This is a genomic window from Phenylobacterium sp. J426 (genome assembly GCF_024699945.1).
Taxonomy (GTDB): Bacteria; Pseudomonadota; Alphaproteobacteria; order Caulobacterales; family Caulobacteraceae; genus Phenylobacterium.
The window spans coordinates 2,285,397-2,308,652 of sequence record NZ_JAJOMY010000001.1 but is presented as its reverse complement, the minus strand read 5'-3'; the positions used below and the strand labels follow the sequence as shown (position 1 = coordinate 2,308,652).

Annotated in this window: 20 protein-coding genes and 1 pseudogene; 11 read left to right on the top strand and 10 right to left on the bottom strand. The window is 70.0% G+C overall.

Features of this window, described 5'->3' with window-relative positions; all coding sequences use genetic code 11:
• Positions 1 to 35: 35 nt before the first annotated feature.
• The 4 genes and pseudogenes from LRS10_RS12125 to LRS10_RS12110 all read right to left on the bottom strand — a co-directional run bounded on the left by LRS10_RS12125 (position 36) and on the right by LRS10_RS12110 (position 3,361).
• The gene (locus LRS10_RS12125; RefSeq protein ID WP_257837483.1) at positions 36 to 443 is read right to left on the bottom strand and encodes a flagellar export protein FliJ; all 408 of its coding nucleotides are present in this window, start codon (positions 441 to 443) and stop codon (positions 36 to 38) included.
• Positions 440 to 1,790: pseudogene (gene fliI / locus LRS10_RS12120) on the bottom strand (flagellar protein export ATPase FliI). Before fliI ends, LRS10_RS12125 begins: the two are co-directional and overlap by 4 nt.
• A 76-nt stretch (positions 1,791 to 1,866) precedes the next feature.
• A complete protein-coding gene (locus LRS10_RS12115) occupies positions 1,867 to 2,967 on the bottom strand; it encodes an SDR family oxidoreductase (RefSeq protein WP_257837482.1) in 1,101 nt (366 codons plus the stop codon).
• Between the two features lie 61 nt (positions 2,968 to 3,028).
• A complete protein-coding gene (locus LRS10_RS12110; protein ID WP_257837481.1) occupies positions 3,029 to 3,361 on the bottom strand; it encodes a hypothetical protein in 333 nt (110 codons plus the stop codon).
• A 285-nt stretch (positions 3,362 to 3,646) separates the two neighbouring features.
• Here LRS10_RS12110 and ctrA point away from each other — a divergent pair, with 285 nt between their 5' ends.
• The 7 genes from ctrA to LRS10_RS12075 all read left to right on the top strand — a co-directional run bounded on the left by ctrA (position 3,647) and on the right by LRS10_RS12075 (position 9,974).
• Complete coding sequence (gene ctrA / locus LRS10_RS12105) at positions 3,647 to 4,342, top strand: response regulator transcription factor CtrA (protein ID WP_257837480.1); 696 nt, start codon at positions 3,647 to 3,649, stop codon at positions 4,340 to 4,342.
• A gap of 118 nt (positions 4,343 to 4,460) precedes the next feature.
• Positions 4,461 to 5,567, top strand: a complete 1,107-nt coding sequence (locus LRS10_RS12100) for a M20/M25/M40 family metallo-hydrolase (protein ID WP_257837479.1) — start codon at positions 4,461 to 4,463, stop codon at positions 5,565 to 5,567.
• Positions 5,525 to 6,841, top strand: a complete 1,317-nt coding sequence (locus LRS10_RS12095; protein ID WP_257837478.1) for a hypothetical protein — start codon at positions 5,525 to 5,527, stop codon at positions 6,839 to 6,841. Before LRS10_RS12100 ends, LRS10_RS12095 begins: the two co-directional genes overlap by 43 nt.
• A 23-nt stretch (positions 6,842 to 6,864) precedes the next feature.
• Positions 6,865 to 7,215: an arsenate reductase (glutaredoxin) gene (gene arsC, locus LRS10_RS12090; protein WP_257837477.1), complete on the top strand. Its 351-nt coding sequence runs from the start codon at positions 6,865 to 6,867 to the stop codon at positions 7,213 to 7,215.
• 156 nt (positions 7,216 to 7,371) lie between these two features.
• Positions 7,372 to 8,697 (top strand): peptidoglycan DD-metalloendopeptidase family protein, encoded by a 1,326-nt coding sequence (locus tag LRS10_RS12085; RefSeq protein WP_257837476.1) that lies wholly within the window; start codon positions 7,372 to 7,374, stop codon positions 8,695 to 8,697.
• Between the two features lie 97 nt (positions 8,698 to 8,794).
• Positions 8,795 to 9,592, top strand: a complete 798-nt coding sequence (locus LRS10_RS12080) for a hypothetical protein (RefSeq protein ID WP_257837475.1) — start codon at positions 8,795 to 8,797, stop codon at positions 9,590 to 9,592.
• A 43-nt stretch (positions 9,593 to 9,635) separates the two neighbouring features.
• Positions 9,636 to 9,974, top strand: coding sequence for a cytochrome c (locus LRS10_RS12075; protein WP_257837474.1), 339 nt, complete (start codon positions 9,636 to 9,638; stop codon positions 9,972 to 9,974).
• On the opposite strand, the gene LRS10_RS12070 is transcribed toward LRS10_RS12075, so the two are convergent.
• Entirely contained in the window at positions 9,971 to 11,056 is a 1,086-nt protein-coding gene (locus tag LRS10_RS12070; RefSeq protein WP_257837473.1) for a Zn-dependent alcohol dehydrogenase, read from the bottom strand. The two genes, LRS10_RS12075 and LRS10_RS12070, sit on opposite strands and share 4 nt — an antisense overlap.
• A 122-nt stretch (positions 11,057 to 11,178) precedes the next feature.
• Here LRS10_RS12070 and chrA point away from each other — a divergent pair, with 122 nt between their 5' ends.
• On the top strand, positions 11,179 to 12,090 hold the full coding sequence (chrA, locus tag LRS10_RS12065; protein WP_257837472.1) for a chromate efflux transporter: 912 nt from the start codon (positions 11,179 to 11,181) through the stop codon (positions 12,088 to 12,090).
• On the top strand, positions 12,078 to 12,380 hold the full coding sequence (locus tag LRS10_RS12060; protein ID WP_257837471.1) for a chromate transporter: 303 nt from the start codon (positions 12,078 to 12,080) through the stop codon (positions 12,378 to 12,380). Before chrA ends, LRS10_RS12060 begins: the two co-directional genes overlap by 13 nt.
• Here LRS10_RS12060 and LRS10_RS12055 read toward each other — a convergent pair.
• Positions 12,377 to 13,372, bottom strand: coding sequence for an alpha/beta fold hydrolase (locus tag LRS10_RS12055; protein ID WP_257837470.1), 996 nt, complete (start codon positions 13,370 to 13,372; stop codon positions 12,377 to 12,379). The genes LRS10_RS12060 and LRS10_RS12055 overlap by 4 nt on opposite strands.
• Positions 13,373 to 13,580: 208 nt before the next feature.
• Between LRS10_RS12055 and LRS10_RS12050 the strand changes: the two genes are divergently transcribed.
• A complete protein-coding gene (locus LRS10_RS12050) occupies positions 13,581 to 16,910 on the top strand; it encodes a PAS domain S-box protein (RefSeq protein ID WP_257837469.1) in 3,330 nt (1,109 codons plus the stop codon).
• A 7-nt stretch (positions 16,911 to 16,917) separates the two neighbouring features.
• Here LRS10_RS12050 and LRS10_RS12045 read toward each other — a convergent pair whose 3' ends face one another.
• Together LRS10_RS12045 and ubiG are read right to left on the bottom strand one after the other, a co-directional pair.
• Entirely contained in the window at positions 16,918 to 17,721 is an 804-nt protein-coding gene (locus LRS10_RS12045) for an FkbM family methyltransferase (protein ID WP_257837468.1), read from the bottom strand.
• Between the two features lie 33 nt (positions 17,722 to 17,754).
• Positions 17,755 to 18,513 (bottom strand): bifunctional 2-polyprenyl-6-hydroxyphenol methylase/3-demethylubiquinol 3-O-methyltransferase UbiG, encoded by a 759-nt coding sequence (gene ubiG / locus LRS10_RS12040; RefSeq protein ID WP_257837467.1) that lies wholly within the window; start codon positions 18,511 to 18,513, stop codon positions 17,755 to 17,757.
• A 124-nt stretch (positions 18,514 to 18,637) separates the two neighbouring features.
• On the opposite strand from ubiG, the gene LRS10_RS12035 reads away from it, so the two are divergent.
• Positions 18,638 to 19,885, top strand: a complete 1,248-nt coding sequence (locus tag LRS10_RS12035; protein ID WP_257837466.1) for an aspartate kinase — start codon at positions 18,638 to 18,640, stop codon at positions 19,883 to 19,885.
• Here the strand turns inward: LRS10_RS12035 and LRS10_RS12030 are convergent.
• Together LRS10_RS12030 and LRS10_RS12025 are read right to left on the bottom strand one after the other, a co-directional pair.
• A complete protein-coding gene (locus LRS10_RS12030) occupies positions 19,882 to 21,303 on the bottom strand; it encodes an MFS transporter (RefSeq protein ID WP_257837465.1) in 1,422 nt (473 codons plus the stop codon). The two genes, LRS10_RS12035 and LRS10_RS12030, sit on opposite strands and share 4 nt — an antisense overlap.
• Positions 21,219 to 23,072: a S9 family peptidase gene (locus LRS10_RS12025; RefSeq protein ID WP_257837464.1), complete on the bottom strand. Its 1,854-nt coding sequence runs from the start codon at positions 23,070 to 23,072 to the stop codon at positions 21,219 to 21,221. The genes LRS10_RS12030 and LRS10_RS12025 overlap by 85 nt, the downstream gene beginning before the upstream one ends.
• Positions 23,073 to 23,256: the final 184 nt, after the last annotated feature.

Below are 23,256 nucleotides of genomic sequence, written 5' to 3'. Positions count from 1 at the left end.
CCTCTGGATCGGGCGCCGCCCGGTCCAGGAAAGCTCTAGCGAGCCTTGCGCAGGCCGAGTTCGTCCAGGGCGGCCGTCTCGCGGCGGCCGGCTTCCTTCACCTGGAGCACACGGGCGGACTCGGCGACCTGCTCATATTTCTTCTGCGCCTCGAACGCCTCGGCCAACGCATCGCGCGCGCCGGTTTCCTCGATGAGGATGGTCTCGATCTCGCTCTGGATCGCGGCCTTCCGCACCCGCAGGCCGTCGAGATAGGCCGACAGGCTCATGGCCGCGTCGTCGTCCTGAGCGGCGTTGGCCATCTCGGCATCGGCCTCAGCCAGCAGGCGGGTCAGCCGAAGCTGCGTGGCCATGCGCCGGTCCACGACATCCGAAAGCCGCTTCTGCAGCGTCTCGACCTCGTAGGAGGCGAGCTTGATCAGCGACTGGGTCCACCGGCTCATGCTGCGTGCGCCTCAGCCCCGGCGCCCAGGATCATGGCCAGGCCCGCGAAGCTCTCCTCCAGCCCCGTTGCGTCATGTGGGTCCTGGCTCAGGAAGGCCTCCAGCGACGGGTTGAGCTGGATGGCTCGGTCGATGAGCGGATCGGCGCCGGCGCGATAGGCCCCGATGCGGATCAGCTCCTCCATGTTGGCGTAGGCCGACAGCGCCTGGCGGGCCTGCTTCACGACCTCTCGCTCATGCGGTTCCTGACAGCCCGGCATGGTCCGGCTGATCGACTTCAGGACGTTGATGGCCGGGAAGCGGCCGCGCTCGGCGATCGCCCGCTCCATCACGATATGGCCGTCGAGGATCCCTCGGACCGCGTCGGCGATAGGCTCGTTGTGGTCGTCCCCGTCCACGAGCACGGTGAAAAGGCCTGTGATCGGTCCGGCGCGCGTGCCGTCCGGGCGGATCGGGCCGGGCCCCGCGCGCTCCAGCAGCTTCGGCAGCTCGGTGAAGACGGTGGGCGTATAGCCCTTGGTGGTCGGCGGCTCGCCCGCGGCCAGGCCGATCTCGCGCTGGGCCATGGCGAAGCGGGTGACGCTGTCCATCAGGCAGAGCACCTCCAGATCCTGGTCGCGCAGGTACTCGGCGATGGCCAGGGTCATGTAGGCGGCTTGGCGCCGCTTCAGCGCCGGTTCGTCCGAGGTGGCGACCACCACGATCGCGCGCTTCAGGCCCTCCTCGCCGAGGGTCTCCTCGATGAACTCGCGCACCTCGCGGCCCCGTTCGCCGATCAGGCCCACGACGACGGCGTCGCAGTCGGCGTTCTTGGCCAACATCGAGAGCAGCACCGACTTGCCGACGCCTGAGCCGGCGAACACGCCGAGGCGCTGCCCCCGGCAGCAGGTCGTGAAGACGTTCATGGCCCGCACGCCCAGGTCCAGGCGCTCGCCCACCCGGGCGCGGGCGTGGGCGGCCGGCGGCGGCGCGCGCAGCGGATAGGCGGCCAGCCCCTCCGGGAGCGGTCCCTTGCCGTCGATCGGCTGGCCGAAGGCGTCGACGATGCGGCCCAGCCATGCCTTGGTCGGCCGCACGGCCGAGCCGTGCGGCTCGATGCGGATCTCGGCCCCCGGCGCCCACGCCCTCCACAGCGCCGAAGGGCATCAGCAGTGCGCGCGTGTCCCGGAAGCCGACGACCTCCGCCGCGAGGGGCTCGTGGCCGTAACGGACGATCTCGGCCCGCGCCCCGACGGCCAATCGCGTCAGTCCGCCGCGGGCCTCGATGAGAAGCCCGTTCACGGCCGCGACGCGACCGGACACGGTCAGCGGATCGAGCCGCTCAACGGCGGCGACCAGACTCTGCACACAACCCCCAAATCAGCCGCCCGAAGCGTCGGCGCTTCGCCGTTAAGAGGGGGTGAAGAATTTGCCTACCGCGGCCTCAGTGCAGGGTGGTCTGCAGGCCGGCCGGCGTGCCGGTCCAGCGGCTCCAGGGGATGCGGTCCATGCCCTGGCGCATCCAGGGCCCCGCCTGCTCCCGCAGAGCCTCGCGATTGCGCCAGGCCATGGCCGCAGCGAGGCCCACCAGGGCGAAGCCCAGCATGACCGCAGGCCGCTTCTGCGCCTCGGTGTAGATCGAGAACGGCCGGCTGCCGTAGGCGTCCGTTCGAACCTGCCCGTCCTGCCCGGGCGTGTGCAGCGCGTCGGCCGCGGGCTTGGGCGCCTTGCGCCGGGAGAGCGGCGGCATCGCGGCGCCGAACAGGCGGTCCGCGAGCCCAGGAGCCGCGTTGTAGGTCGCCACCAGCGCGCGCCCGGCGCCGCCGACCGTCAGGGTGCGCACCCGATGGGTCGCGGCGTGGACAATCGCCCTGGCGACGACTTCAGGCGCATAGACCGGCGGCGGCACGCGCGCGGCGGTGTCGAGGTAGTTCTTCGCGTCGTCCGGGAACGGCGTCCCGATGCTCGCCGGCTTGATCAGCGTCACCTGGATCGGCGCGCCCTGCCGCTGCAGATCGATCCGCAGAGTGTCGGTGAAGCCCTTCACCGCGTGCTTGGAGGCAACGTAGGGGCCCATCAGCGGTGACGGCATGTCCGAGAGGATCGAGCCGATGTTGATGATCGCGCCGCCGCCCGGCCGGTCCTTCAGGTGGCGCGCAGCCTCCAGCGATCCGTGGACCACGCCGAAGTAGTTGGTGCGGAACAGTTGCTCGTGATCTTCGAGGCTGACCTCCAGGCTGTCGCCGTAGATGCCGACGCCCGCGTCGTTGACCCAGGTGTCGAAGCCGCCGAAGCGGGCGATGGCCGCCTCTCTCACGCGCGCGACCTCTTCGGCGATGCCGACGTCGGCGGCCACAAAGTGCGCGCGGCCGCCCGCGGCCTCGATCTCGGCGCAGGCGTCGCGCAGCGCCACCTCGTTGCGGGCGACCAGCACGGCGGCCGCCCCCGCCGCGGCGAAGGCCCTCGCGGTGGCGAGCCCGATGCCCGAGCTCGCGCCCGTGACGACGACGACCTGCTGGTCGAGCGGCTTCAGCTTCGCGCCCATGGCGTCTCTCCGGCTGTTGGGGTTCAGGCCCTCAACAGCCGGGTCGCTGAGGCTGTTCCCGTCAGATCGACGCCGCCGGATCGGCGGACTCCGGCCGACGCCCCATCGGCAGCTTCTCGCGGAGCGCCTCGCCACGCGCCGCCGCGCTTTCCAGCATCGGTCGCGCGCGCGTGCGGGCGTCGTCGATCATCGGCCGGGCGCGTTCGGCGATTGTCTGGCGATTGCGCCAGGCCAGGGTCCCGAGCACGCCGACGGCCACCGCGCCCAGCAGGAAGGCGGGGTGCTTCGGGACGTAGCGTACAAGCGGGGCTGCGGCCGTCACGCGCTTGAGGTTCTCGCGGCTCAAGAGCGGCGCGCGGCCATCGGCGAAGGTCGTTGGAGTGGCGTCGTCCATCATTTCCTAACCTCGGGTTCCCTCCCTAGAACAGCCAAGGCCAAGGCGCGTTCCCGGCCCCTGTTTCGGGCGGCGCGTCCACTCACAAATGATTCAACGGGGGTGCGACTCGTAGCCCGGAACATCCCGCTTGAGTCGGATTCTCAAATCAGATTAACGATTCGGTCAGACGGGCCAGTTCCTATTAACCAGTCTTAAATTAACTCGCTGGCAAGGTTGCGGGCGAGTTTCGGGGCGGATTCGAAGAATTCGCGGGGTCTTGCGGGTAGTCGTTAGGAGAGGCGAATGCGCGTACTGTTGATCGAGGACGACAGCGCCACGGCCCAAAGCATCGAGCTGATGCTGAAGTCCGAGGGGTTCAATGTCTACACGACCGATCTCGGTGAGGAAGGCGTCGACCTCGGCAAGATCTACGACTACGACCTGATCCTGCTCGACCTGAACCTGCCCGACATGAGCGGCATGGACGTTCTGCGCACGCTGCGCGTCGGCAAGATCAACACCCCGATCATGATCCTGTCGGGCACCGCCGAGATCGAGACGAAGGTGAAGACCTTCTCGGGCGGCGCCGACGACTACATGACCAAGCCGTTCCACAAGGACGAGCTGGTCGCCCGCATTCACGCCGTTGTCCGGCGCTCGAAGGGCCACGCGCAGTCGGTCATCAAGACCGGCGACATCACGGTCAACCTGGACGCCAAGACGGTCGAAGTGAACGGCATCCGCGTCCACCTGACCGGCAAGGAATACCAGATGCTGGAGCTCCTCTCGCTTCGGAAGGGCACGACGCTCACGAAGGAGATGTTCCTGAACCACCTCTACGGCGGCATGGACGAGCCTGAGCTGAAGATCATCGACGTCTTCATCTGCAAGCTGCGCAAGAAGCTGGCCGCCGCCGCCGACGGCAAGCACCACATCGAGACCGTGTGGGGCCGCGGCTACGTGCTCCGCGACCCGCAGGAAGGCGTCATCGCCGCCTGAGGCCGCGAAGGTCTGAGTTCGAGGAGAGTTACGGAACGCCCGCCTTCACCGGCGGGCGTTTTCGTTTCCGCCGCCGCAGGCTAGCCTCGGACAAAAGCGCGCGTCGGGAGGGACGTTCATGGGCAGGCTGATCGCGCTGGTCGTCGCGCTGGTCCTTGGCGCCTTTCTGGCGTGGCGCGGCGCCCAGCTTCCGGAGCCGAAGCCCTCCGACGCCCCGCCGACCATCTTCTCAGCCGGCCGCGCCATGGCCGACGTGCAAGCGATCGCCGCCCGGCCGCATCCGGTGGGCTCTGCCGCGAACCGTGAGGTCCGCGATCACGTCGTCGCACGGATGCGCGCCCTCGGCCTGGAAACCTACGTCCGCCGGAATTCGACGTTCACGACGCGTGAGCGGGCCGGCGAGCTGCGCCTCTCGGGGGCGACCGTCGAGAACGTCATCGGCGTGCTGCCAGGTCGCGACCGCAGCCTGCCCGCGGTCGCACTGATGGCGCATTACGACAGCGTCCCCAACTCGCCGGGCGCCGCCGACGACACCACAGGCGTCGCCGCCGCCCTCGAGATCGCCCGCGTCATCGAGGCGCGCGGCGGTCCGGGTCGAGACCTGATGCTCGTGATCACCGACGGCGAGGAAGCGGGCTTGCACGGCGCCCGCGCCTTCTTCGATCAGGACCCCCTCGCCAAACGGATCGGCTTCGTCCTGAACATGGAGGCGCGCGGCAATGGCGGCCGCGTGCAGATGTTCGAGACCGGCCGAGGCAACGGCGAGAGCGTGCGGCTCTTCCACGCCGCCGTCCGCAATCCCAGCGCCTCGTCGCTGTCGACCTTCATCTACGAGCAGATGCCGAACGGCACCGACTTCACCCTGCCGAAGGACGCCGGACTGCAGGGCCTGAACTTCGCCTTCATCGGCCGCCAGTTCGACTACCACTCGCCGACCTCGACCCCCGCCAATCTGGAGAAGGGTTCGTTGCAGGAGATGGGCGACCAGGTGCTCGCCGCAACCGCGACGGCGGTCGCCGCGCCCGTCCTACCCGCCAAGGCACCGGACCTCGTCTACAGCCAGGTCCCCGGCGGCTGGCTGATCGCCTACCCGCCGCTCGCGGGTTGGGCGGTCCTCGCCGTCGCCGCAGGTCTCCTCGCCTTGGAGCCTGGCGCGCCCGACACGCGGGGGAGCTGCGCTGGATGGACGTCGCGCGCGGCGCCGCCGCCCTGCTCTTCGCGCTGACCGGCGCCGTCGCCGTCCTGGGTTTCGCCCGCCGCGCCACCGGCGCGGGGGCCGGCTACTTCGACCAGAGCTACCTCCTGGCCCAGGCCGGCCGGTGGGAGACGGCGGTGCTGCTGCTGGGACTGGGATTCCTGATCCTCGCGGCGGCGACGGCCGCTCGGGGCCGCTGGCTGATCGCCGCCTTGCCTCTGGCCGCTGGCCTCGGCGCCTTCGCCCTGGATCGCAGTGACCGCGTCTCTCTGATCGCCGGCATGGCCGCAGGGCTCGTCGGGCTTTTCGCCTACTGGAAACCCGCCGGGCGGCCAGGGGCCTGGGCGGGCGTGCTGATCCTGAGCGGCGTGATCGCCATGGCGCTGCAGGCGCTGGCGCCGACCATCGCCTATGTCGCGGCCTGGCCGCTGCTGCTGGGCGCGATCGGCGCCGCCGCGACCGACATGGGCGTACGCCGCGGGGCGCCGGCCTTCGCGCTGCTCGCGCTCCTGGCCGCAGTGGGCCTCGCGTTCGCCGGTGGCTACGCCCACACCGCCTATCTCAGCCTGGACGTGATGGCCCTGCAGGCGCTGCCGATCCTGATGGCGGCCTTGGTGCTATGGCCGCTCGCGCAGCCGGTGGAAGGGGCGCCGCCCGCTCGGCTGCTCGGGCCCCTGCTGCTGCTGGCCGGCGCGGGCGTCACCCTGTGGGTGCGGTTCGACGAACCCTGGAGCGCCAGGCATCCCCAGCTGTCCTACGTGCAGTACCACGTCGACCAGGACGCCGGCCGCGCGTGGCGGGTCAGCCAAACCTCCACGGACGGCGGATGGACCCGCACCGTGCTCGCCGCGGACGGCGGCACGATCTCTGAAACCAGGCATTGGATGGCGCCGCAGCCCTACCGGGCGGCGCCGGCGGCGATGGTGCAGGAGAGCCCGCCGGAGATCACCTTCGCGCCGCAGGGCGAAGGGCGCTTCAGCCTCCGGGCCGTCCCGCCGCCGGGCGCCCGGATCCTCTCGCTGCAGCTCCGCCCCTCCGTCGACCTGCCCCTCGAGGGGCTGGGACCGAAGCCGCTGGTGCTGAGGGCCGGCAAGTGGAACCGCATCTGGTGGGAGGCCGAACCGGCCGGCGTCGCCGTCGCCTTCCGCGCCCCGCCGGGGGCGGCGCTCGACCTCCGCTATGCGGCGACGCTGGAACGCTGGCCCGCGGCCGCGAAGCCGCTGCCGCTGCGCCCCACGCACATCGCGCCGTTCCACACCTCGGACTCGACGATCGTGACCGGATCGCGCCGCTTCACCTGGTGAGCCCGAGCGGGTATCCGAGCGGGATGACCGACGTCACGATCTACCACAACCCGAACTGCGGCACGTCCCGCAACACGCTCGCCCTCCTCCGCGAGAAGGGGGTCGAACCCAAGGTCGTCGAGTACCTGAAGGAGGGGTGGACTAAGGAAGGCCTGGAGGATCTGCTGCAGAAGATGGGCGCGTCAGCCCACGACATCCTGCGCGTGAAAGGCACCCGCGCCGACGAACTCGGCCTCTCTGATCCCGCAGCTTCGGACGAGGCGCTTATCGCGGCCATGATCATCGAGCCGGTTCTGGTGAATCGCCCTATCGTGGTCACACCGAAGGGCGCCGCGCTCTGCCGCCCGGCGGAACTGGTGCTCACGCTGCTCTAAGGGAGTCCGTGACAATTCGGCCGGTGGCGCAGCTGCGCTTTTCCGGTATTCATGCGCCGGGGAGCAGCCCTCGCTGAGGGGCTCCGCGGGGGACGCTGACAAGTTGGCTTTGCGTAGCCGATGCCTTAACCGTGCATCGGCTAGTACGGGGGCGTGATGGCAGAATTCGACCCGCGACGGTTCTCGTTCCGGATTGCGCCGCGCGTAATGGTCGGCGGCGGCGCGCTGATGGCGCTGTTCGTCGCCTGGAAATTCACCGACACCACCACGGCGCCCTCGGCGCCCCCGCTGGCGCCCGAAGCCGTCGCCGCCCTCCAGCACACCGCCTTCACCCAGGCCGCCGTCAGCCAACCTGGCTGGGACCGCCCCGAAAACGTGCCGCTCAAGGTCCTGCGCGGCGAGACCCTTGAACAGGCGGTCCAGCGCGCCGGCGTCGCCCCGGAAGAGGCCCGCCAGGCCGTAGCCGCCCTGGCCGAGGCCATGGACACCGTCCACATCAAGGCCGGAATGGCCTTCGACGCCGCCATCGCCAAGCCCCGTGCCGAGCGCGGCCCGGCGCGGCTTATCGGCCTGTCGATGCGCACCGGCCCTGCCAGCGCGCTCACCCTCTCACGCAGCTTCGACGGGGCGCTGCGTCTCCGCGCACTCGAGGAAGAGGTCCGCAACGAGGTGACGGTCGCCGACGGCGAAATCCGCGGCTCGCTGTACGAGAGCGCGTCCAAGCTGGGCGCGACCCCCGAGATCGTCGGCCAGGTGGCGAAGCTCTTCGCGCATAAGATCGACTTCCGCGAGATGCAGGCGGGCGACGACTTCAAGCTGGTTTTCGACCGCAAGGTCACGGCGAGCGGCCGCACGGTCGACGTAGGCGAGCTAGAGTACGCCGAGCTGAAAGGCGTGAAGTTCTACCGGTTCGAGCGGACCGGCGGCGGCGTCGAGTACTTCGACGAGACCGGAAAGAACATCAAAGGCTTCCTGCTCCGCACGCCGATCGACGGCGCGCGGATGACGTCCAACTTCGGCCTCCGGCGCCACCCGGTGCTGGGCTACGCCCGGGCGCACCAGGGCGTCGACTTCGGCGCCGGCCATGGCACGCCGATCCTGGCGGCCGGCGACGGCGTGGTGGTCCGCGCCAGCCGCTGGGGCGGCTACGGCAACTATGTCCAGCTGCGCCACACGGGCGGATGGGATACCGGCTACGCCCACGTCTCCCGCTACGCGAACGGCATTCGCCCCGGCGCGCGGGTCCGCCAGGGCCAGGTGATCGCCTACGTGGGCTCGACCGGTCTCTCGACGGGACCGCACCTGCACTATGAAGTCTGGCAGAACGGGCGCCGGGTGAATCCGGTGGGCGCCAAGGTGCCTCAGGGCACTGTCCTGGCCGGCGCAGAGCTCGCACGTTTCCGGGCCCAGAAAGATCGCATCCAGCGCCTGCTGGCGAACGGTGGGGCCGAGCCTTCACGCCAGCTGGCCTCTGCTGACTGACGACCCCGTAGAAGCCGCAAGCAACCAAGGCCAAGCTTAAGACATTGATTTCCCAAGGATCGGGGCGTTTCATGGCCCCGACAGCGGGGAAACGTCGATGGGGCAGCTCACCGCCACGACGATTCAATGCGTGCGCAACGACGTGGCGGCCTGGCCTGAGGACGCCGACGTCCCGCACGTCAACGAACTGCTCCGGCTGCTGGGCTTCTGGCGCCAGCAGATGCTGGTGAACACCTTCCTCAAGCACCACGGCGCCCGCGTCCTCTCTGGGCCCTTCGCCGGGATGGCCTACGTCGGCCGGGCGGCCGAAGGCGCGCTGATGCCCCGCCTGCTCGGGACTTATGAGTCGGAATTGCACCCCTATCTGGAAGCGCTTCGGCAGGAGCGGATCGACTGCGTGATCGATGTCGGCTGCGCGGAAGGGTTCTACGCGGTCGGCCTCGCCCGGATGCTGCCCGACGCCGTGATCTACGCCTATGACATCGCGGCCAAGGCTCGGGCCGCATGCGCCGATCTCGCAGAGCGCAACGGGGTCTCTGACCGCGTGTCGATCGGCGAGCGGTTCGCCCCAGAGGACTTCGAGCGTTTCGCCGGCCGGCGCGCGCTGGTCATCATGGACGTCGAAGGCGCGGAGACCGAGCTGCTTCGGCCCGACTTGGCCCCGGCCTTGGGCGGGATGCGCCTCATCGTCGAAACCCACAGCGCCGCGGCGCTCGAGGCGCTGGTGCAGCGCTTCACGGCCACCCACGACATCGAACGGATCGACACCGCCGGCAAGACTTGCGACCTGCCGCCCTGGCTGAAGGCTCTGGGCCATCTGGATCAGCTTCTGGCCGTCTGGGAATGGCGCGGCTGCCCGACCCCCTGGCTGGTGATGCGACCGAAGGCGGCTTGATCGACGTCAAGGTGACGATGTCAGGACGTGATTTCCTGGCGCGATGCTGCGCCCCCTCGCCCTCGCTGCTGTCGTCCTTGCCTTCGCCGGCGCCGCCTCGGCCGAACCCGACCCCGCGCGCGGCCGGGAGCTGATCCAGCGCCACTGCGGCGGCTGTCACGCCGCGGGGCCAAGCGGCGCGAGCCCCGAACCGGCCGCCCCGGCCTTCCGGGAGCTGCATCGCCGCTATCAGCCCGAGATGCTGGCCGAGGCCCTCGCGGAGGGCCTGCTCACCGGCCATCCGATGATGCCCGAGTTTCGGTTCCGGGAGGAGGATGTCCGATCGATCATCCTCTACCTGGACAGCATCCAGACCCGGCGGACGGGCGCGCTGAGGCCTTAGGCGTCGAAGACGATGACCGAGCGGGCGATCGAGCCCGTCTTCATCTCCTCGAAGGCCTCGTTCACCTGCTCCAGCTTCAGGCGGCGCGAGATCATGTCGTCCAGCTTCAACTTGCCAGCCATGTACATGTCGACGAGCCGCGGCATGTCGACCGGGAAGCGGTTCGAGCCCATCAGAGAGCCCTGGATGCGCTTCTCGCCCAGGAAGGCCGCGCCCATCAGGCTGATGGACTGGCCGACAGGGATCATGCCGATGATGTTGGCCGTGCCGCCGCGGCCCAGCATGTTGAACGCCTGCTCGGCGGTCTTCACCATCCCCAGCGCCTCGAAGCTGTGGTCGACGCCGCCCTGGGTCATCTCGATGATGGTCTTCACCGGATCGACTTCCGCGGCGTTGACGAAGTCGGTGGCGCCGAACGCCCGGGCGTAATTCTCCTTACCCGCCACGACATCGACGGCGATGATGCGGCCGGCGCCGGCGATGGCTGCGCCGTTGATCGCCGACAGGCCTACGCCGCCGCAGCCGATGACGGCGACGGTCTCACCCGGGCGGACGTTCGAGGTGTGCATGACCGCCCCGACGCCGGTCATCACCGAACAGCCGATCAGGGCGGCGCGGTCCAGCGGCATGTCCTTGCGGATCGCCACGCACGCATGCTCGTGGATCAGCATCTGCTCGGCGAACGACGACAGGTTCAGGTACTGCATCATCGGCCCCATCTGCGAGGCCAGACGCGGCTCCTCGTCCTTGCCGCGCTTGGTGTCGGGCGACACACAGCGGGCCATGTGGCCGGTGATGCAGTGGTTGCAGTGGCCGCAGAAGGCCGAGAGACAGGTGATCACGTGGTCGCCCGGCTTCACGGTGCGGACTTCCGAACCCACCGCCTCGACCACGCCGGCGCTCTCGTGACCCAGCACCGCCGGCAGCGGGTGCGGATAGGAACCTTCCACGAAGTGGAGGTCCGAGTGGCAGACGCCGGCGGCGGCGGTGCGGATCAGCACCTCGTGCGGACCAGGCTTGCTGATCTGCACGTCCTCGATCTGGAGCGGCTTGCCCACTTCCCGAAGCACGGCGGCCTTCATGGCGGTCTCCCCTTCATACTGGCGTTTGAAACAGCCTTATCGTCGTTCCGCAGGGCGTGGGAAGAGGCTTCTCGTCGGGAAACAGGTCGACAGGCGCGCGTGCGCCTTCCATCTAGAGCGCAATGGACGCCGCTCCGCCGCCCAAGGCCGTCACTCCGCTCGACGTCTTCCTGGCCTTCCTGAAGCAGGGCCTCACCGCCTTCGGCGGCCCGGTCGCGCACCTTGGGTATTTCCGGCGCGAGTTCGTGGAGCGCCGGGGCTGGATCTCGGACGCCGCCTATGCGGACCTGCTGGCGCTCTGCCATTTCCTGCCGGGTCCTGCGTCGAGCCAGGTCGGGATGGCGATCGGGCTGCGGCAGGCGGGCCTCGCCGGCGCGCTGGCGGCCTTCGCCGGCTTCACCCTGCCGGCGGCGACGCTGATGATCGCCTTCGCCTTCCTGGCGCCCCGGCTGGAGCTGGCGTTGGGCTCCGGCTGGATCCACGGCCTCAAGATCGCCGCCGCGGCGGTGGTGCTGCAGGCGCTGGTGCAGATGGCCCGCGCCCTGGCGCGCGGTCCGATACGCGCCGGCATGGCCCTGAGGGCCGCCGCGGGGCTGGTGATCGCCCAGGGACCTGTCGCCCAGGTCGGCGCCATCCTCGCCGGCGGAGCCTTCGGCTTCGCCCTGCTGCGCGACGTCGGCGGGACCGAAGCGCCCGAGGACGCACTGCCGCCGGTCGACACCGGAAGCGCCGTGATCGCGCTGACCCTCTTTGCCGGCCTCCTGCTCGCGCTGCCGCTACTGGCGACTCTGCTCCAGAACCCGGGCCTGGGCCTCGCCGCCGTCTTCTATCGGACCGGCGCCCTCGTGTTCGGCGGCGGCCACGTGGTGCTGCCGCTGCTGGAGCGCGAGGTCGTCCACCGCGCCTGGATCGATCCCGACCTCTTCCTCGCCGGTTACGGCATGGTCCAGGCGCTGCCAGGCCCCTGTTCAGCTTCGCGGGGTTCGTGGGCGCGGCCCAGACCTTCGGGCCCCGGGGCGTCGTGGGCGGCCTGATCGCGCTGTTCGCCATCTTCCTCCCGAGCCTCCTGCTGGTGGTCGGCGTCCTGCCGTTCTGGGACCGGCTGAAGCGCGAGCCGTGGGCGCGCGGCGCCCTGGCCGGCGTGGGCGCGGTGGTCGTCGGCCTGCTGGCCGCGGCGCTGTGGGACCCTGTGCTGAGCACCACGATCGGCCGGCCGTCGGACTGGGCGCTGCTGGCGGCCGCCTTCGTCTTCCTGCAGGTCGCGCGCTTGCCGCCTTGGCTGGTGGTGCTGGGCTTCGCGACGGCGACGGGCGCGCTGCTCTAGGCGGCGGCGGGCCGACCGGGATCCACCACGCCGGCCGCGGCCTGCCCGGCCTTGGCGCCGGCCGCCCGCACCTGAGCGACCACGCCTTCGGGCCGGGGCAGCCGCGCGGGCCACAGCGTCGGCAGCTTGGGCCAGCGGAAGGTCCACGCCGTCTGCTGCGGGATGCAGCTCTCCAGAGCGGCGATCAGCTGCTCGGCCGGACCGTCGTTCAGGAAGTGGTTTGCGCCTTCCGTGCGCACCACCCGGATCGGGCGGCGGGTCACGGTTTCAGCCGCCAGCCGTTCGGCGGTCTCCAGGGGGGCGAAGTCGTCCTTGTCGCCGTGGATCATGTGAATGGGCACATTGACCCGGGCCAGGGCGCGCTTGGCGTGGCGTAGCTGCGGCCGCTGTCCGGTCACCTCGATGACCGCGTTGCGCAGGTCGCGCGGAATGACCTTCAGGGCCTTCGAGCCCATGTCGAGCAGCCACTTCGCCGTCGGTCCCGCCTCGCCGAAGAAGCCCGAGAGCAGGACGAGGCCCGCCACCTTGCCAGGGTTCTGATCGGCCATGATCGAGGCGATGGCTGCGCCGTAGCTCTGGCCCACCAAAAGCACCTTCTGGCCGCGCGCGGCATTCAGCACCGGGGCGAGGGCCTCGGCCTGCACACGGATGTCGGTGACGGGATGCAGCGGCTCCGACCCGGCGTAGCCCGGCCGGTCGACCACGATCATCTCACGGTCCTCGGGCAGCTCGGCCAGCGTCTCGGCCCAGTACTCAGCCCAGGACGGCGCGCCGGTGATCACGACGATCTTCCAGGGCGGCGGCGCCTGGCGCGGGGTCTCCAGCGCCGAAATGCGCCAGCGGTGCCCGCCGCCGGCGATGAAGCTCGTCCTTCGCACGACGGTGTCAGGGTATTCCGAAGACGTCGGCGCATGTTCGGTGCGACCCGTCGCAGCCGCCTCGATGCAGGCCCATCCCATCGCCAGCACGCCTCTGGGCCGTTTGCGCGGCACGTCTCGCCTCCTCGTCGTCGGTCACCTGGAGCTGCAAACGCACGGTGCGAGGGTCGGTTCTGCGGCGACCGATCCATCAATTGAGAGCGCCCCGAGGATGTGCCCGCAGGAACACGGTCGCCGCGCAGGTCCTAAGGTTGGATTCCGACGGACGGCGGCGTCGACAGCCGCTAACCTCCCGTCCGAGGAGCCGGGACCAGGGACCAGAGTGACGTTCGAACGCCCGCCAGTCGACGAACCGTTCCTCGCCGACGGCGGCGAGCTGGGCGCCCTCATGCGCGCTCACGACTGGTCGGCCTCGCCGCTCGGTCGCCCGGCCGGTTGGCCGCAGTCCTTGCGAACCGTCGTCGGGCTGATGCTGACCTCGAAGTTCCCGATGTTCGTCGCCTGGGGCCCCGAGCTCGGCTTCCTCTACAATGACGCCTACGCTGAGATCCTCGGCGACAAGCATCCGAGCGCCCTTGGGGATCGCTTCCAGACCATCTGGTCCGAGATCTGGCCCGACATCAGCCCGCTGATCGACGCCGCCCTCGCGGGCCAGGCGAGCTACCGCCACGACTTGCCGCTGCTGATGCGCCGCAAGGGCTTCGACGAGCAGACCTGGTTCACCTTCTCCTACTCTCCCGTCCGCGACGAGAGCGGCGCCGTGGTCGGCATGTTCTGCGCCTGCGCCGAGACCACCGAGAAGGTGCTGGCCGAGCGCCGTCTCAGCTTCCTCGTCGAGCTGGGGGACTCCCTTCAGGCGGCGCGCACGCCCCTGGAGGTGAAGATCGCCGCCGCCGAGGCGCTCGGGCGCCAACTCGACGTCAGCCGCGCCGGCTACGGCGAGGTCGTCGAACACGGCGAGGTGGTGCGTGTCGACCAGGACTGGACCGCCGAGGGCGTTCGGTCGTTGGCCGGCGAGGCGCGGCTGCTCGACGGGTTCGGCCCGCAGGTCATCGCCGAACTCCGTGCGGGACGCGTCGTCGTGGTCGAAGACTGCGAGCGGGATCCGCGCACCGCCGACGAGGCCTACCTCGAGACCTGGCGGGGCATCGGGACGCGGGCGTTGATCGTCGCGCCGCTGCTCAGGGACGGCGAGCTGTCGGCGATCCTCTACGCCCACGCCGCCGCCCCGCGCCGCTGGACGTCCGACGAGGTCTCGCTGGTCGGCGACGTCGCGACACGCACGTGGTCGGCCCACGCCCAGGCCCTCGCCGAGGACGCTCAGTCCGCTTCGGAGGGGCGGCTTCGGCTCGCCCACAGGGCCGCGCAGCTGGGCGACTTCACCTGGGACGTGGAGAGCGACGCCACGACCCTGTCCGAGCAGTTCCAGGCGATGCTGGGTCTGCCGCAAGCGGCATTGCCTCGTACCGGCGAAGACTTCTTCGCCTATGTGCTGGAGGAGGATCTTCCAGACCTGCGGACGGTCTGCGAACGGGTGCTGCGGGGCGAGACCGAACGTTTTGACGCGGAGTTCCGGATCCGGCGTACGGACGGCGAAGTGATTTGGCTTGCGGCCCACGCCCAGGGTGAAGAGCCGGGGCCGGATGGCGTCCCCAAACGCGTCGTCGGCGTCAACTACGATGTCACCCAGCGCAAGCGCGCTGAGGAAGCCTTGCGGGAGAGCGAGAGCCGCTTCCGCAACATGGCCGAACATGCGCCGATCATCATGTGGGTCACCGACCCGCACGGGAACTGCATCTATCTCAACAAGGCCTGGTACGACTTCACGGGCCAGACCGAGGCCGAGGCCTTGGGCCTGGGCTGGACCGACGCCACCCACCCGGACGACACCGATCTGGCCACCGAGACGTTCCTCACCGGGAACGCACGGCGGGAGGCCTTCTACGTCGAGTACCGGCTGCGCCACGTGAGCGGCGGCTACCGATGGGCTATCGACGCCGCCGCACCGCGCTTCGGCCCCAGGGGCGATTTCCTCGGCTTCGTGGGCTCGGTGATCGACATCAGCCAGCGCCGCGCCGCCGAGGAGGTGCTCCGCCAGTCGCACGAGGCCCTGGAACGGCGGATCGATCAGGCGCTCGCCGAACGCAAGCTGCTGGCGGACATCGTGGAAGGCACCGACGCCTTCGTGCAGGTGGTCAGCCCCGACTTCCGATGGCTGGCGATCAACAAGGCCGCCGCCGATGAATTCCACCGCATCTTCGGCATCCGCCCGCAGGTGGGCGCCAGCTTGATCGAGCTCCTGGCCGATCAGCCCGAGCATCAGGCGGCGATCAGGGCGATCTGGGCGCGCGCCTTGACCGGCGAGGCCTTCACCGAGACCGCCGAGTTCGGCGACACCCAGCGTGACCGGCGCTGGTACGAGATGAAGTTCAGGCCGCTGCGCGACGCGCAGGGGCAGTTCGTCGCCGCCTACCAGTTCGTCTACGACGTCACCGAGCGGCTGCAGGACCAGCGCCGCCTCACAGAGACCCAGGACGCCCTTCGCCAGTCGCAGAAGATGGAGGCCATCGGCCAGCTGACCGGCGGCGTGGCGCACGACTTCAACAACCTGCTGACGCCGATCGTCGGCGCTCTGGACATGCTTCAGAGGCGCAGCGTCGGGGGCGCTCGCGAGCAACGCCTGATCGACGGCGCCCTCCAGTCGGCCGAGCGGGCCCGCGTCCTGGTCCAGCGCCTGCTGGCCTTCGCGCGTCGGCAGCCGCTGCAAGCCACCGCCGTTGATGTCCCCCAGTTGCTCGAAGGCATGGGCGACCTCATCAGCAGCACGACGGGACCCCAGATCCGCGTGGCGGTGAACGCACCAGTCGACCTGCCGCCGGCCAAGGCGGACCGAAACCAGCTGGAGATGGCGATCCTGAACCTGGCGGTGAACGCCCGCGACGCCATGCCGGACGGCGGCGTCCTGCGGCTGTCGGCCGAGCTGGCGACGCTTCGCGGTGCGCACCGGAGTCGGCTCCCCGCCGGGGACTACATCCGCCTTTCCGTCGCCGACACCGGCGTCGGCATGGACGCCGAAACCCAGGCCAAAGCCATCGAACCCTTCTTCTCCACCAAGGGGATCGGCCGCGGCACCGGCCTGGGCCTGTCGATGGTGCACGGCTTGGCGTTGCAGCTGAACGGCGCCCTGACGATCGAGAGCGCGCCGGGGCTCGGCGCCAACATCGAGCTCTGGCTCCCCGTCTCCCGCGAGGCGATCCAGCCCGAAGCGGCTCCCCGAGCGGCCGAGAGGCGGTCCTTCCTGGGCACGGTCCTGCTGGTGGACGACGAGGAGGTCGTGCGGATCAGCACCTCAGACATGCTGACCGACCTTGGCTACCGGGTGGTCGAGGCGGCCTCCGCCGAGGAGGCGCTGCGCCTGCTGGGAGAAGGCCTCGACCCCCAACTCGTGGTGACCGACCACCTGATGCCCGGCATGACCGGCACGGACCTGGCCCGCGAACTGCGCCGCACACATCCGGGCGTCCGCACCCTGCTCGTCTCCGGCTATGCCGAGGCCGAGGGCGTCGCCCCCGACCTGCCCCGCCTCACAAAGCCGTTCCGCAACGCCGACCTTGCCGAGGCCATGGCGGCGCTGGGGGTGGAGCCGGCTTAGCGCGGACTCACGCCGCCATCCGGGCCTTGAACACACCGTCGGGCAGGCGGGCGGCCTTGGCAGGGTGGATCAGGAAATAGTCCTTCCACGGTACGCCTTCGACAAGATCGGTGCGTTCCTCGAGCCGGTCGCCGTTGAGCGCGAACATGCGGTAGCCGCGCTCGCGGAAGATCTCCAGGACTGCATCGCCGGAAGCGCCGAAGCGGGCCTCCAGCATCGCGGGATGGATCTCGATCAGCACATGCGGCCGGTCCCGGTCGAGGATGCCCAGCGCGCCGTGCAGCGCCTTCAGCTCGGCGCCCTCGATGTCCATCCGGATGAAGTCGACCTGATCCACGCCATGCTCGGCGCAGAAGCCGTCCAGGGTGACCACCGGCGTCGGCTGCAGGTCCATGCCCTGGTCCTGCAGGTCCGGGCGTGCGGGGCCTTCCGGGGCGGTCTCGGTCACATAGGCATAGGCACGCCCCATGCGGCCGGAGGTCTTCTTCGGCGTCACCAGCAGGAGTTCGCCCGGCTTGTCCGCCACCGCGGCGTGGATCGGCGTGACGCGGTCGCGGATGCCGTGCCAGGCGGTGGTCACCTTCAGCACCTCATAGGCGAAGGCCGAGGGTTCGAAGGCGATAATACGGGCTTTCGGGGCCACCTGGGTCATGACGTAGGAATGCCGCCCGTCACTGGCGCCCACATGCAGACAGACCGGCGCGCCCGACAGCAGGTCGGCCAGGTACGGCGTCTCGGGCTCGTGCTTGGCCCAGCGGAGGTTCCGCCGCCAGGCCCGGAAGGCGTGGCCCAGCACCCGCAGCGATGGCATCCCAACTCCTAACAGGAGGTCCCCCGACCTCCTTCAGGCCGCGTCGCGCACGACCGTCATCATGTAGTTCACGTCCGCATCGACGGACTCGCTCCATCGACCGGTGAGCGGATTGAACACCACCCCGTAGGGGCCGTCCACGGTGACCGGCTCACCATCCAGGAAACCGCGGATCTCGGCGGGCTTCAGGAACTTCCTCCAGTCGTGGGTGCCCGCCGGCAGCCAGCGCAGGATGTACTCGGCCCCGACGACGGCGAGCGCCATCGCCTTCAGCGTCCGGTTCAGCGTGGCGACGATCATCAGGCCGCCCGGTTTCAGGAGCCGCGCGCAGGTCCGCAGGTACTCGCCCGGGTCGGCCACGTGTTCGATCACCTCCATGTTGAGGATGATGTCGAACGGCGGCTCGCCGGTCTCGAGCAGGGCCTCGGCGGTGGCGCAACGGTAGTCGATCGACAGGCCCTGTTCGGCCGCGTGCGTCGACGCCGTGGCGATGTTGCGCTCGGAGGCGTCCACGGCGGTCACATCGAACCCGAGGCGGGCCATCGGCTCGGACAGCAGGCCGCCGCCGCAGCCGATGTCGAGGAGGCGCAGCCCCTCGAACGGCCGCCGCTGGCCGCCGTCACGGCCGAAGCGGTAGAGCGCGTGGTCGCGGATGAAGGCCAGCCGCACGGGATTGAATTTGTGCAGCGGCGCAAATTTCCCGTTCGGGTCCCACCACTCGGCGGCGATGCGCGAGAACCGCTCGACCTCGGCAGGATCGATGCTCGAACGCGCGGACGGTTGGGAAGTCATGCCCCCTTCTACCGCCGGCCCACGGGGAAACGAAAGACTCTTGCCGTTGCGACCCATGGGAACCCTCGCTAGAAGGCCCATCCTTCCCGCAGCGCAACAATTTGGGGGCGACGGGCGTACGCGCATGTCCCGGCTGGTGATGAAATTCGGCGGCACCTCGGTGGCCGACCTGGAACGCATCCGGCGGGTTGCGCGCCTCGTGGCCGCGGAGGTCGAGGCGGGGCACGACGTCGCCGTGGTCGTCTCGGCCATGGCGGGCAAGACCAACGAGCTGGTCGCCTGGACCGACGGCGCCGGCGCCGCCGCCCAGGGCATTCCCTCGTCCGACGACGAGTACGACGTGGTCGTCGCCTCCGGCGAGCAGGTCACCGCCGGTCTGCTGGCGATGACGCTGCGCAACATGGGGCTGCGCGCCCGCTCCTGGCTCGGATGGCAGGTTCCGATCATCGCGGACGACGCGCACGGCAAGGCGCGGATCGACGACATCCCGCCCGAGAAGCTGGCCGCGGCGTTGGACGCCGGCGAGGTCGCGGTGATCGCGGGCTTCCAGGGCGTGACGCGGGACGGCCGCATCGCCACCCTCGGCCGCGGCGGCTCCGACACCAGCGCCGTCGCCATCGCGGCCGCGATCGGCGCCGCCTGCGACATCTACACCGATGTGGACGGCGTCTACACTACGGACCCGCGCATCGAGTCCAAGGCGAAGAAGCTGGCCAAGATCTCCTACGAGGAGATGCTGGAGATGGCCTCGCTGGGCGCCAAGGTGCTGCAGACCCGCTCGGTCGAGCTGGCCATGGCCTATCACGTGCCCGTCCGGGTGCTTTCGAGTTTCGTGGAGCCCGGCGAAGCGCCCGGCCAAGGCACCATCGTGTGCGACGAGGAGGAGATCGTGGAGAAGCGGATCGTGAGCGGCGTGGCCTACAGCCGCGACGAGGCGAAGATCAGCCTCTTCGGCCTGCCGGACCATCCGGGCGTGTCGTCCACCATCTTCGGCGCCCTCGCCGACGCCAATGTGAACGTGGACATGATCGTCCAGAGCCACGCCCGCACCGCGGACACGGCCAACATGGAGTTCACCGTCGGCCGCCGCGACGCCCAGCGCGCGCTGGAGATCATCCGCGCCGTCCAGCCGCAGGTGGGCTTCGAGGATGTGCGGGTCGACGAGGACGTGGCCAAGGTGTCGGTCATCGGCGTCGGCATGCGCAGCCACGCTGGCGTCGCCAAGTCGATGTTCAAGGCGCTGGCCGACAAGGGCGTGAACATCCAGGTCATCTCCACCTCGGAGATCAAGATCAGCGTGCTGATCGACGCCGCCTACACCGAACTGGCCGTGCGCGCCCTACACGCGGCCTATGGCCTGGATCAGCTCTAGACGTCTTTCTGAGCCGTCTCGGCCCCGCCCGTCAGTCGGAAGGTCGCCCACGCGCCCGCCATGGCCAGGGGAATCACGGCCACGAACACCCACACGGCCGCGGCCCGTGCGCTGGCGTCTGTTAGGCCGCCGGAGAACCCGGCGAGGTTCGCGGCCACCCCCGAGATCGTGGCCCCCGCCGCAGCGCCCGCCTGACGCACCGCCATGATGGCGGACGAGCCGATCGCCTTGTCCTCTTCCGAGAGGGCCGCCAGCACACGCCGGCTCATGAACGCCCACGAGAAGCCGAACGCGGCGCCCATCAGCGCGCCGCCGAAGATGGCCAGCGCCAGCGGTCCGTCGGCGAGGGTCAGCGGCAGGACCACGAGGCTCGCCACCAGCAGCACGGCGCCGAGCCGGGTCCAGCGCGCGTCCCAGACGCCGGTCGCGCCAGCCACCGCCAGGGCGCTGAGCGTCCAGGCCAGCGACTCGGCCCCGATGGCGTAGCCCGCCCAAAGCGGCGAGAACCCCCAGAGCTGTTGCAGGATCGGCGGGCCGTAGATCGCGTAGCCCATCGAGGCCGCGGTCATGGCGAACATGGCGAAATAGCCCGAGCCGCAGACGGTGCGGAGGTCGCCCGCCCGATGCGGCAGCAGACGCACCCGAGCCCGAGGGTCGATCGCCACCACGAGGGCGAGGATCGCGAGGCCCGCCAGCACCAGGCCAATGGAGAGCACCGGGACGTGGATCACATCGGCCGCCGCGATCGCGGCCACGCCGAGGCCCAGCACCCCGAGTTGCGCCCAGGGAATCCCCGGACCGCCCGATCCGCGCCCGCTCTTCTTCAGCAGGACGAGGGCGGCGAGGCTGAAGATCGCCGACTGGGTGGCGAACAGCCAGAAGACGTCGCGCCAGTGCCCGTGCTCCACCACGACGCCGCCCAGCAGCGGTCCCAGAAGGGTGGCGACACCCCAGATGAAGGTGACGCTGGCGAAGACGCGCGCCAGGTGTCGCTCGGGGAAGAGCAGTGCGATCGCGACCATGGCGAAACCCGAGATCCAGCCCGACCCCAGGCCCTGGACCAGCCGCCCCGCGAGGAACAGCTCCACGTTCGGCGCGGCGGCGCTCATCACGCAGCCGACCAGCATGACCCCGCCCGCCAGTGCGGTGGCGCTGCGCAGGCCGAAGAGCTCCGACACACGACCTGCGCTGGCGCCCGCCAGGATGGCTCCAACGAGGAAGCCGGCAGTCGCCCAGGAGAAGTAGGCGTAGCCGCCGAGATCGGCGCCGACGCTCGGCATGATGGTGGCGGTCACCAGGGCATCGGCGGCGTTCAGCCAGACGCCGAGGCAGATCAGCGCGAACTGGGGCCACCGGCCGCCGGCCAGCAGGTCGCCCCAGCCGGTAGGCCCTTTGTCCGTGTGTTGGGCGGTCGCCATGCGCGGCTGACATAGGCGGTGTCGGCCCGCGGAGCCACCTTCGCGCTACACCACCTCCGAACGGCGGCCAGCAGCGGCGATTCGTAGCCCGGCGCCCAGTGGACCGCCGTGCCTGAGGTCACGTACCAGGCGATCAGTCCGGCGCAGATCAGGGCGCCCGGCACATAGGAGTTGGTTCGCCGATAGGTCCAGGCGCCGATCGCCCCCACCGTCGCCAGCAACGGTACGAACTGGATGGCCACAATGGTGTTCAGCGGTTCTGTGGGGGTGGCGAGCCGGCCGGTCGCGAAGAGCATCGCGTACTCCCAGGCCACCAGAACCACGAAGCCGAGGCTCATGGCCGCCTTGGCCCAGCCGGTATGGGCGACGAAGCTCTCCCCCTGAACGGCCAGATTGGCCGCCAGCGCCCGGATCGCCACCAGGAAGAACACCGACCACAGCGCAAGGTACGGCAGCATCATCAGCGCGCGTTCGGCGCTGAGCGGCTTCAGGCCCAGCACCCAGAACCGGAAGTCCGCCTTGAACAGCGCGTCCAGGAGGTACGAGGCGGCGAACGCCATCGCCAGGGTCGCCGCGGCTGCGGGGATCGACAGGCCCCAGCGGTTGCTGAAGCGCGCCCTGGTCCGCAGCAGAAGGCCGATGACGAGGGTGATGAGGCCGGTCCCCAACGCCCAGATGACAAGCTGATTGTGGACCCATTGCGGGAAGCCGGCCCGGGGGAAGAACAACTGCCCCGCCTTCATCAGCGGGAAATACGTGAGCGCCGGCAGGGCCGCCGTGATCGCAAAGGCCAGCCACCAGCGCCCGTCCCGACGGACGTTGGCCGGCTCCGCCGGCTGCGCCAGCCGCCCGAACAGCGGCAGGTCCAGCAGCACATCGAAGGTCGCCAGGATCAGCAGACACAGCCCGCCGAACGCGAGCAGCGTGCCGATCTCCTTCCAGATCCAGGTCTGGGGCTGGATGCTGAACGGCTCTCCGGGATTCAGAGTGCGGTGGAACCAGTCGAGCGCCGCATCGACGCCAGCCTCCGAGAAGTGCTCGCCCGGATGGGTGACGGCCGGCGTGTAAAGCCGGCGCGCCGACCCGTCGACGACCGCGCCGTAGATCTTCCCCGGCTCGACCGGCTCGGCCGTCCCGAACAGCGCCATCAGCCGTTCAGAGTTCACCACCTCGGCCCCGGTCGGCGCCTGCCACATGAGTTCGGCGAACTCCTCGTAGCGGCCGAACACCACGGCGATGTTTCTTGGGAAGTCCGGCGCCTTGGCCCCGAGCAGACCGGGCGTCGAGCCTTCCAGAACAATGGCGCGGTAGCCGTCGGGATAGGCCGCCGCCGCCGCCAGGATCGGCGCGCCGCCCATCGAATGGCCCTCCAGGCCGATCCGCTCCGCATCGACGAACGGCTGCGCCCGTAGCCAGGCCAGCGCCGCCGGGCCGCCGTAGTCGGCCGTACCGACCACCCCGCCCGAGTAACCGTGGCCCGTCATGTCCATCGCCAGCACGACGTAGCCGCGCTGCGACAGTTCGATCGCGAACGGCGACTGCATCTCGCGCGTGTTGATGTAGCCGTGGCTGGCCAGCACCGCCGGCGCGCGTCGCGCGGGCGTCGCCGTGGGCGGGACGTAGAGCAGCCCGCTCACCGTCGCGCCTTCCGGCGTGGGGATGCGCACCTCCGAGATCCTGACCCCGCCGGCGGTCTGCACCGCGTGCGCCAGCCAGCCGCCGCCGAGGATCAGCGCCCAGGCCAGCGCGAAGACGAGCCATTTCCGCATGTTGAGCCTCCCCCAGACCTCGGCCCGAGCCGCGCCGGCGCCTGCGTGGGCGCCTGTTCGTTGAGCGGACGATGCGCCCGGGTCTTCGAAAGCTCAAGCTCGCGCCTATCTAGAGGACGGGACGCGCGCTTCGTCGCAAACGGCTCTTCCCGTCTCGGAACGGGAAGATAAAGCTGGTACTCAG

What these genes read in the sequence shown, in the direction of transcription:
- LRS10_RS12115 (WP_257837482.1), bottom strand. Translation starts at nt 2,967, where the DNA reads ATGGGCGCGAAGCTGAAGCCGCTCGACCAGCAGGTCGTCGTCGTCACG.
- LRS10_RS12045 (WP_257837468.1), bottom strand. Translation starts at nt 17,721, where the DNA reads ATGCCATCGCTGCGGGTGCTGGGCCACGCCTTCCGGGCCTGGCGGCGG.
- ctrA (WP_257837480.1), top strand. Translation starts at nt 3,647, where the DNA reads ATGCGCGTACTGTTGATCGAGGACGACAGCGCCACGGCCCAAAGCATC.
- LRS10_RS12100 (WP_257837479.1), top strand. Translation starts at nt 4,461, where the DNA reads ATGGGCAGGCTGATCGCGCTGGTCGTCGCGCTGGTCCTTGGCGCCTTT.
- LRS10_RS12080 (WP_257837475.1), top strand. Translation starts at nt 8,795, where the DNA reads ATGGGGCAGCTCACCGCCACGACGATTCAATGCGTGCGCAACGACGTG.
- LRS10_RS12025 (WP_257837464.1), bottom strand. Translation starts at nt 23,072, where the DNA reads ATGCGGAAATGGCTCGTCTTCGCGCTGGCCTGGGCGCTGATCCTCGGC.
- LRS10_RS12035 (WP_257837466.1), top strand. Translation starts at nt 18,638, where the DNA reads ATGTCCCGGCTGGTGATGAAATTCGGCGGCACCTCGGTGGCCGACCTG.
- LRS10_RS12075 (WP_257837474.1), top strand. Translation starts at nt 9,636, where the DNA reads ATGCTGCGCCCCCTCGCCCTCGCTGCTGTCGTCCTTGCCTTCGCCGGC.
- ubiG (WP_257837467.1), bottom strand. Translation starts at nt 18,513, where the DNA reads ATGACTTCCCAACCGTCCGCGCGTTCGAGCATCGATCCTGCCGAGGTC.
- LRS10_RS12110 (WP_257837481.1), bottom strand. Translation starts at nt 3,361, where the DNA reads ATGGACGACGCCACTCCAACGACCTTCGCCGATGGCCGCGCGCCGCTC.
- chrA (WP_257837472.1), top strand. Translation starts at nt 11,179, where the DNA reads ATGGACGCCGCTCCGCCGCCCAAGGCCGTCACTCCGCTCGACGTCTTC.
- LRS10_RS12070 (WP_257837473.1), bottom strand. Translation starts at nt 11,056, where the DNA reads ATGAAGGCCGCCGTGCTTCGGGAAGTGGGCAAGCCGCTCCAGATCGAG.
- LRS10_RS12030 (WP_257837465.1), bottom strand. Translation starts at nt 21,303, where the DNA reads ATGGCGACCGCCCAACACACGGACAAAGGGCCTACCGGCTGGGGCGAC.
- LRS10_RS12095 (WP_257837478.1), top strand. Translation starts at nt 5,525, where the DNA reads ATGGACGTCGCGCGCGGCGCCGCCGCCCTGCTCTTCGCGCTGACCGGC.
- LRS10_RS12125 (WP_257837483.1), bottom strand. Translation starts at nt 443, where the DNA reads ATGAGCCGGTGGACCCAGTCGCTGATCAAGCTCGCCTCCTACGAGGTC.
- arsC (WP_257837477.1), top strand. Translation starts at nt 6,865, where the DNA reads ATGACCGACGTCACGATCTACCACAACCCGAACTGCGGCACGTCCCGC.
- LRS10_RS12085 (WP_257837476.1), top strand. Translation starts at nt 7,372, where the DNA reads ATGGCAGAATTCGACCCGCGACGGTTCTCGTTCCGGATTGCGCCGCGC.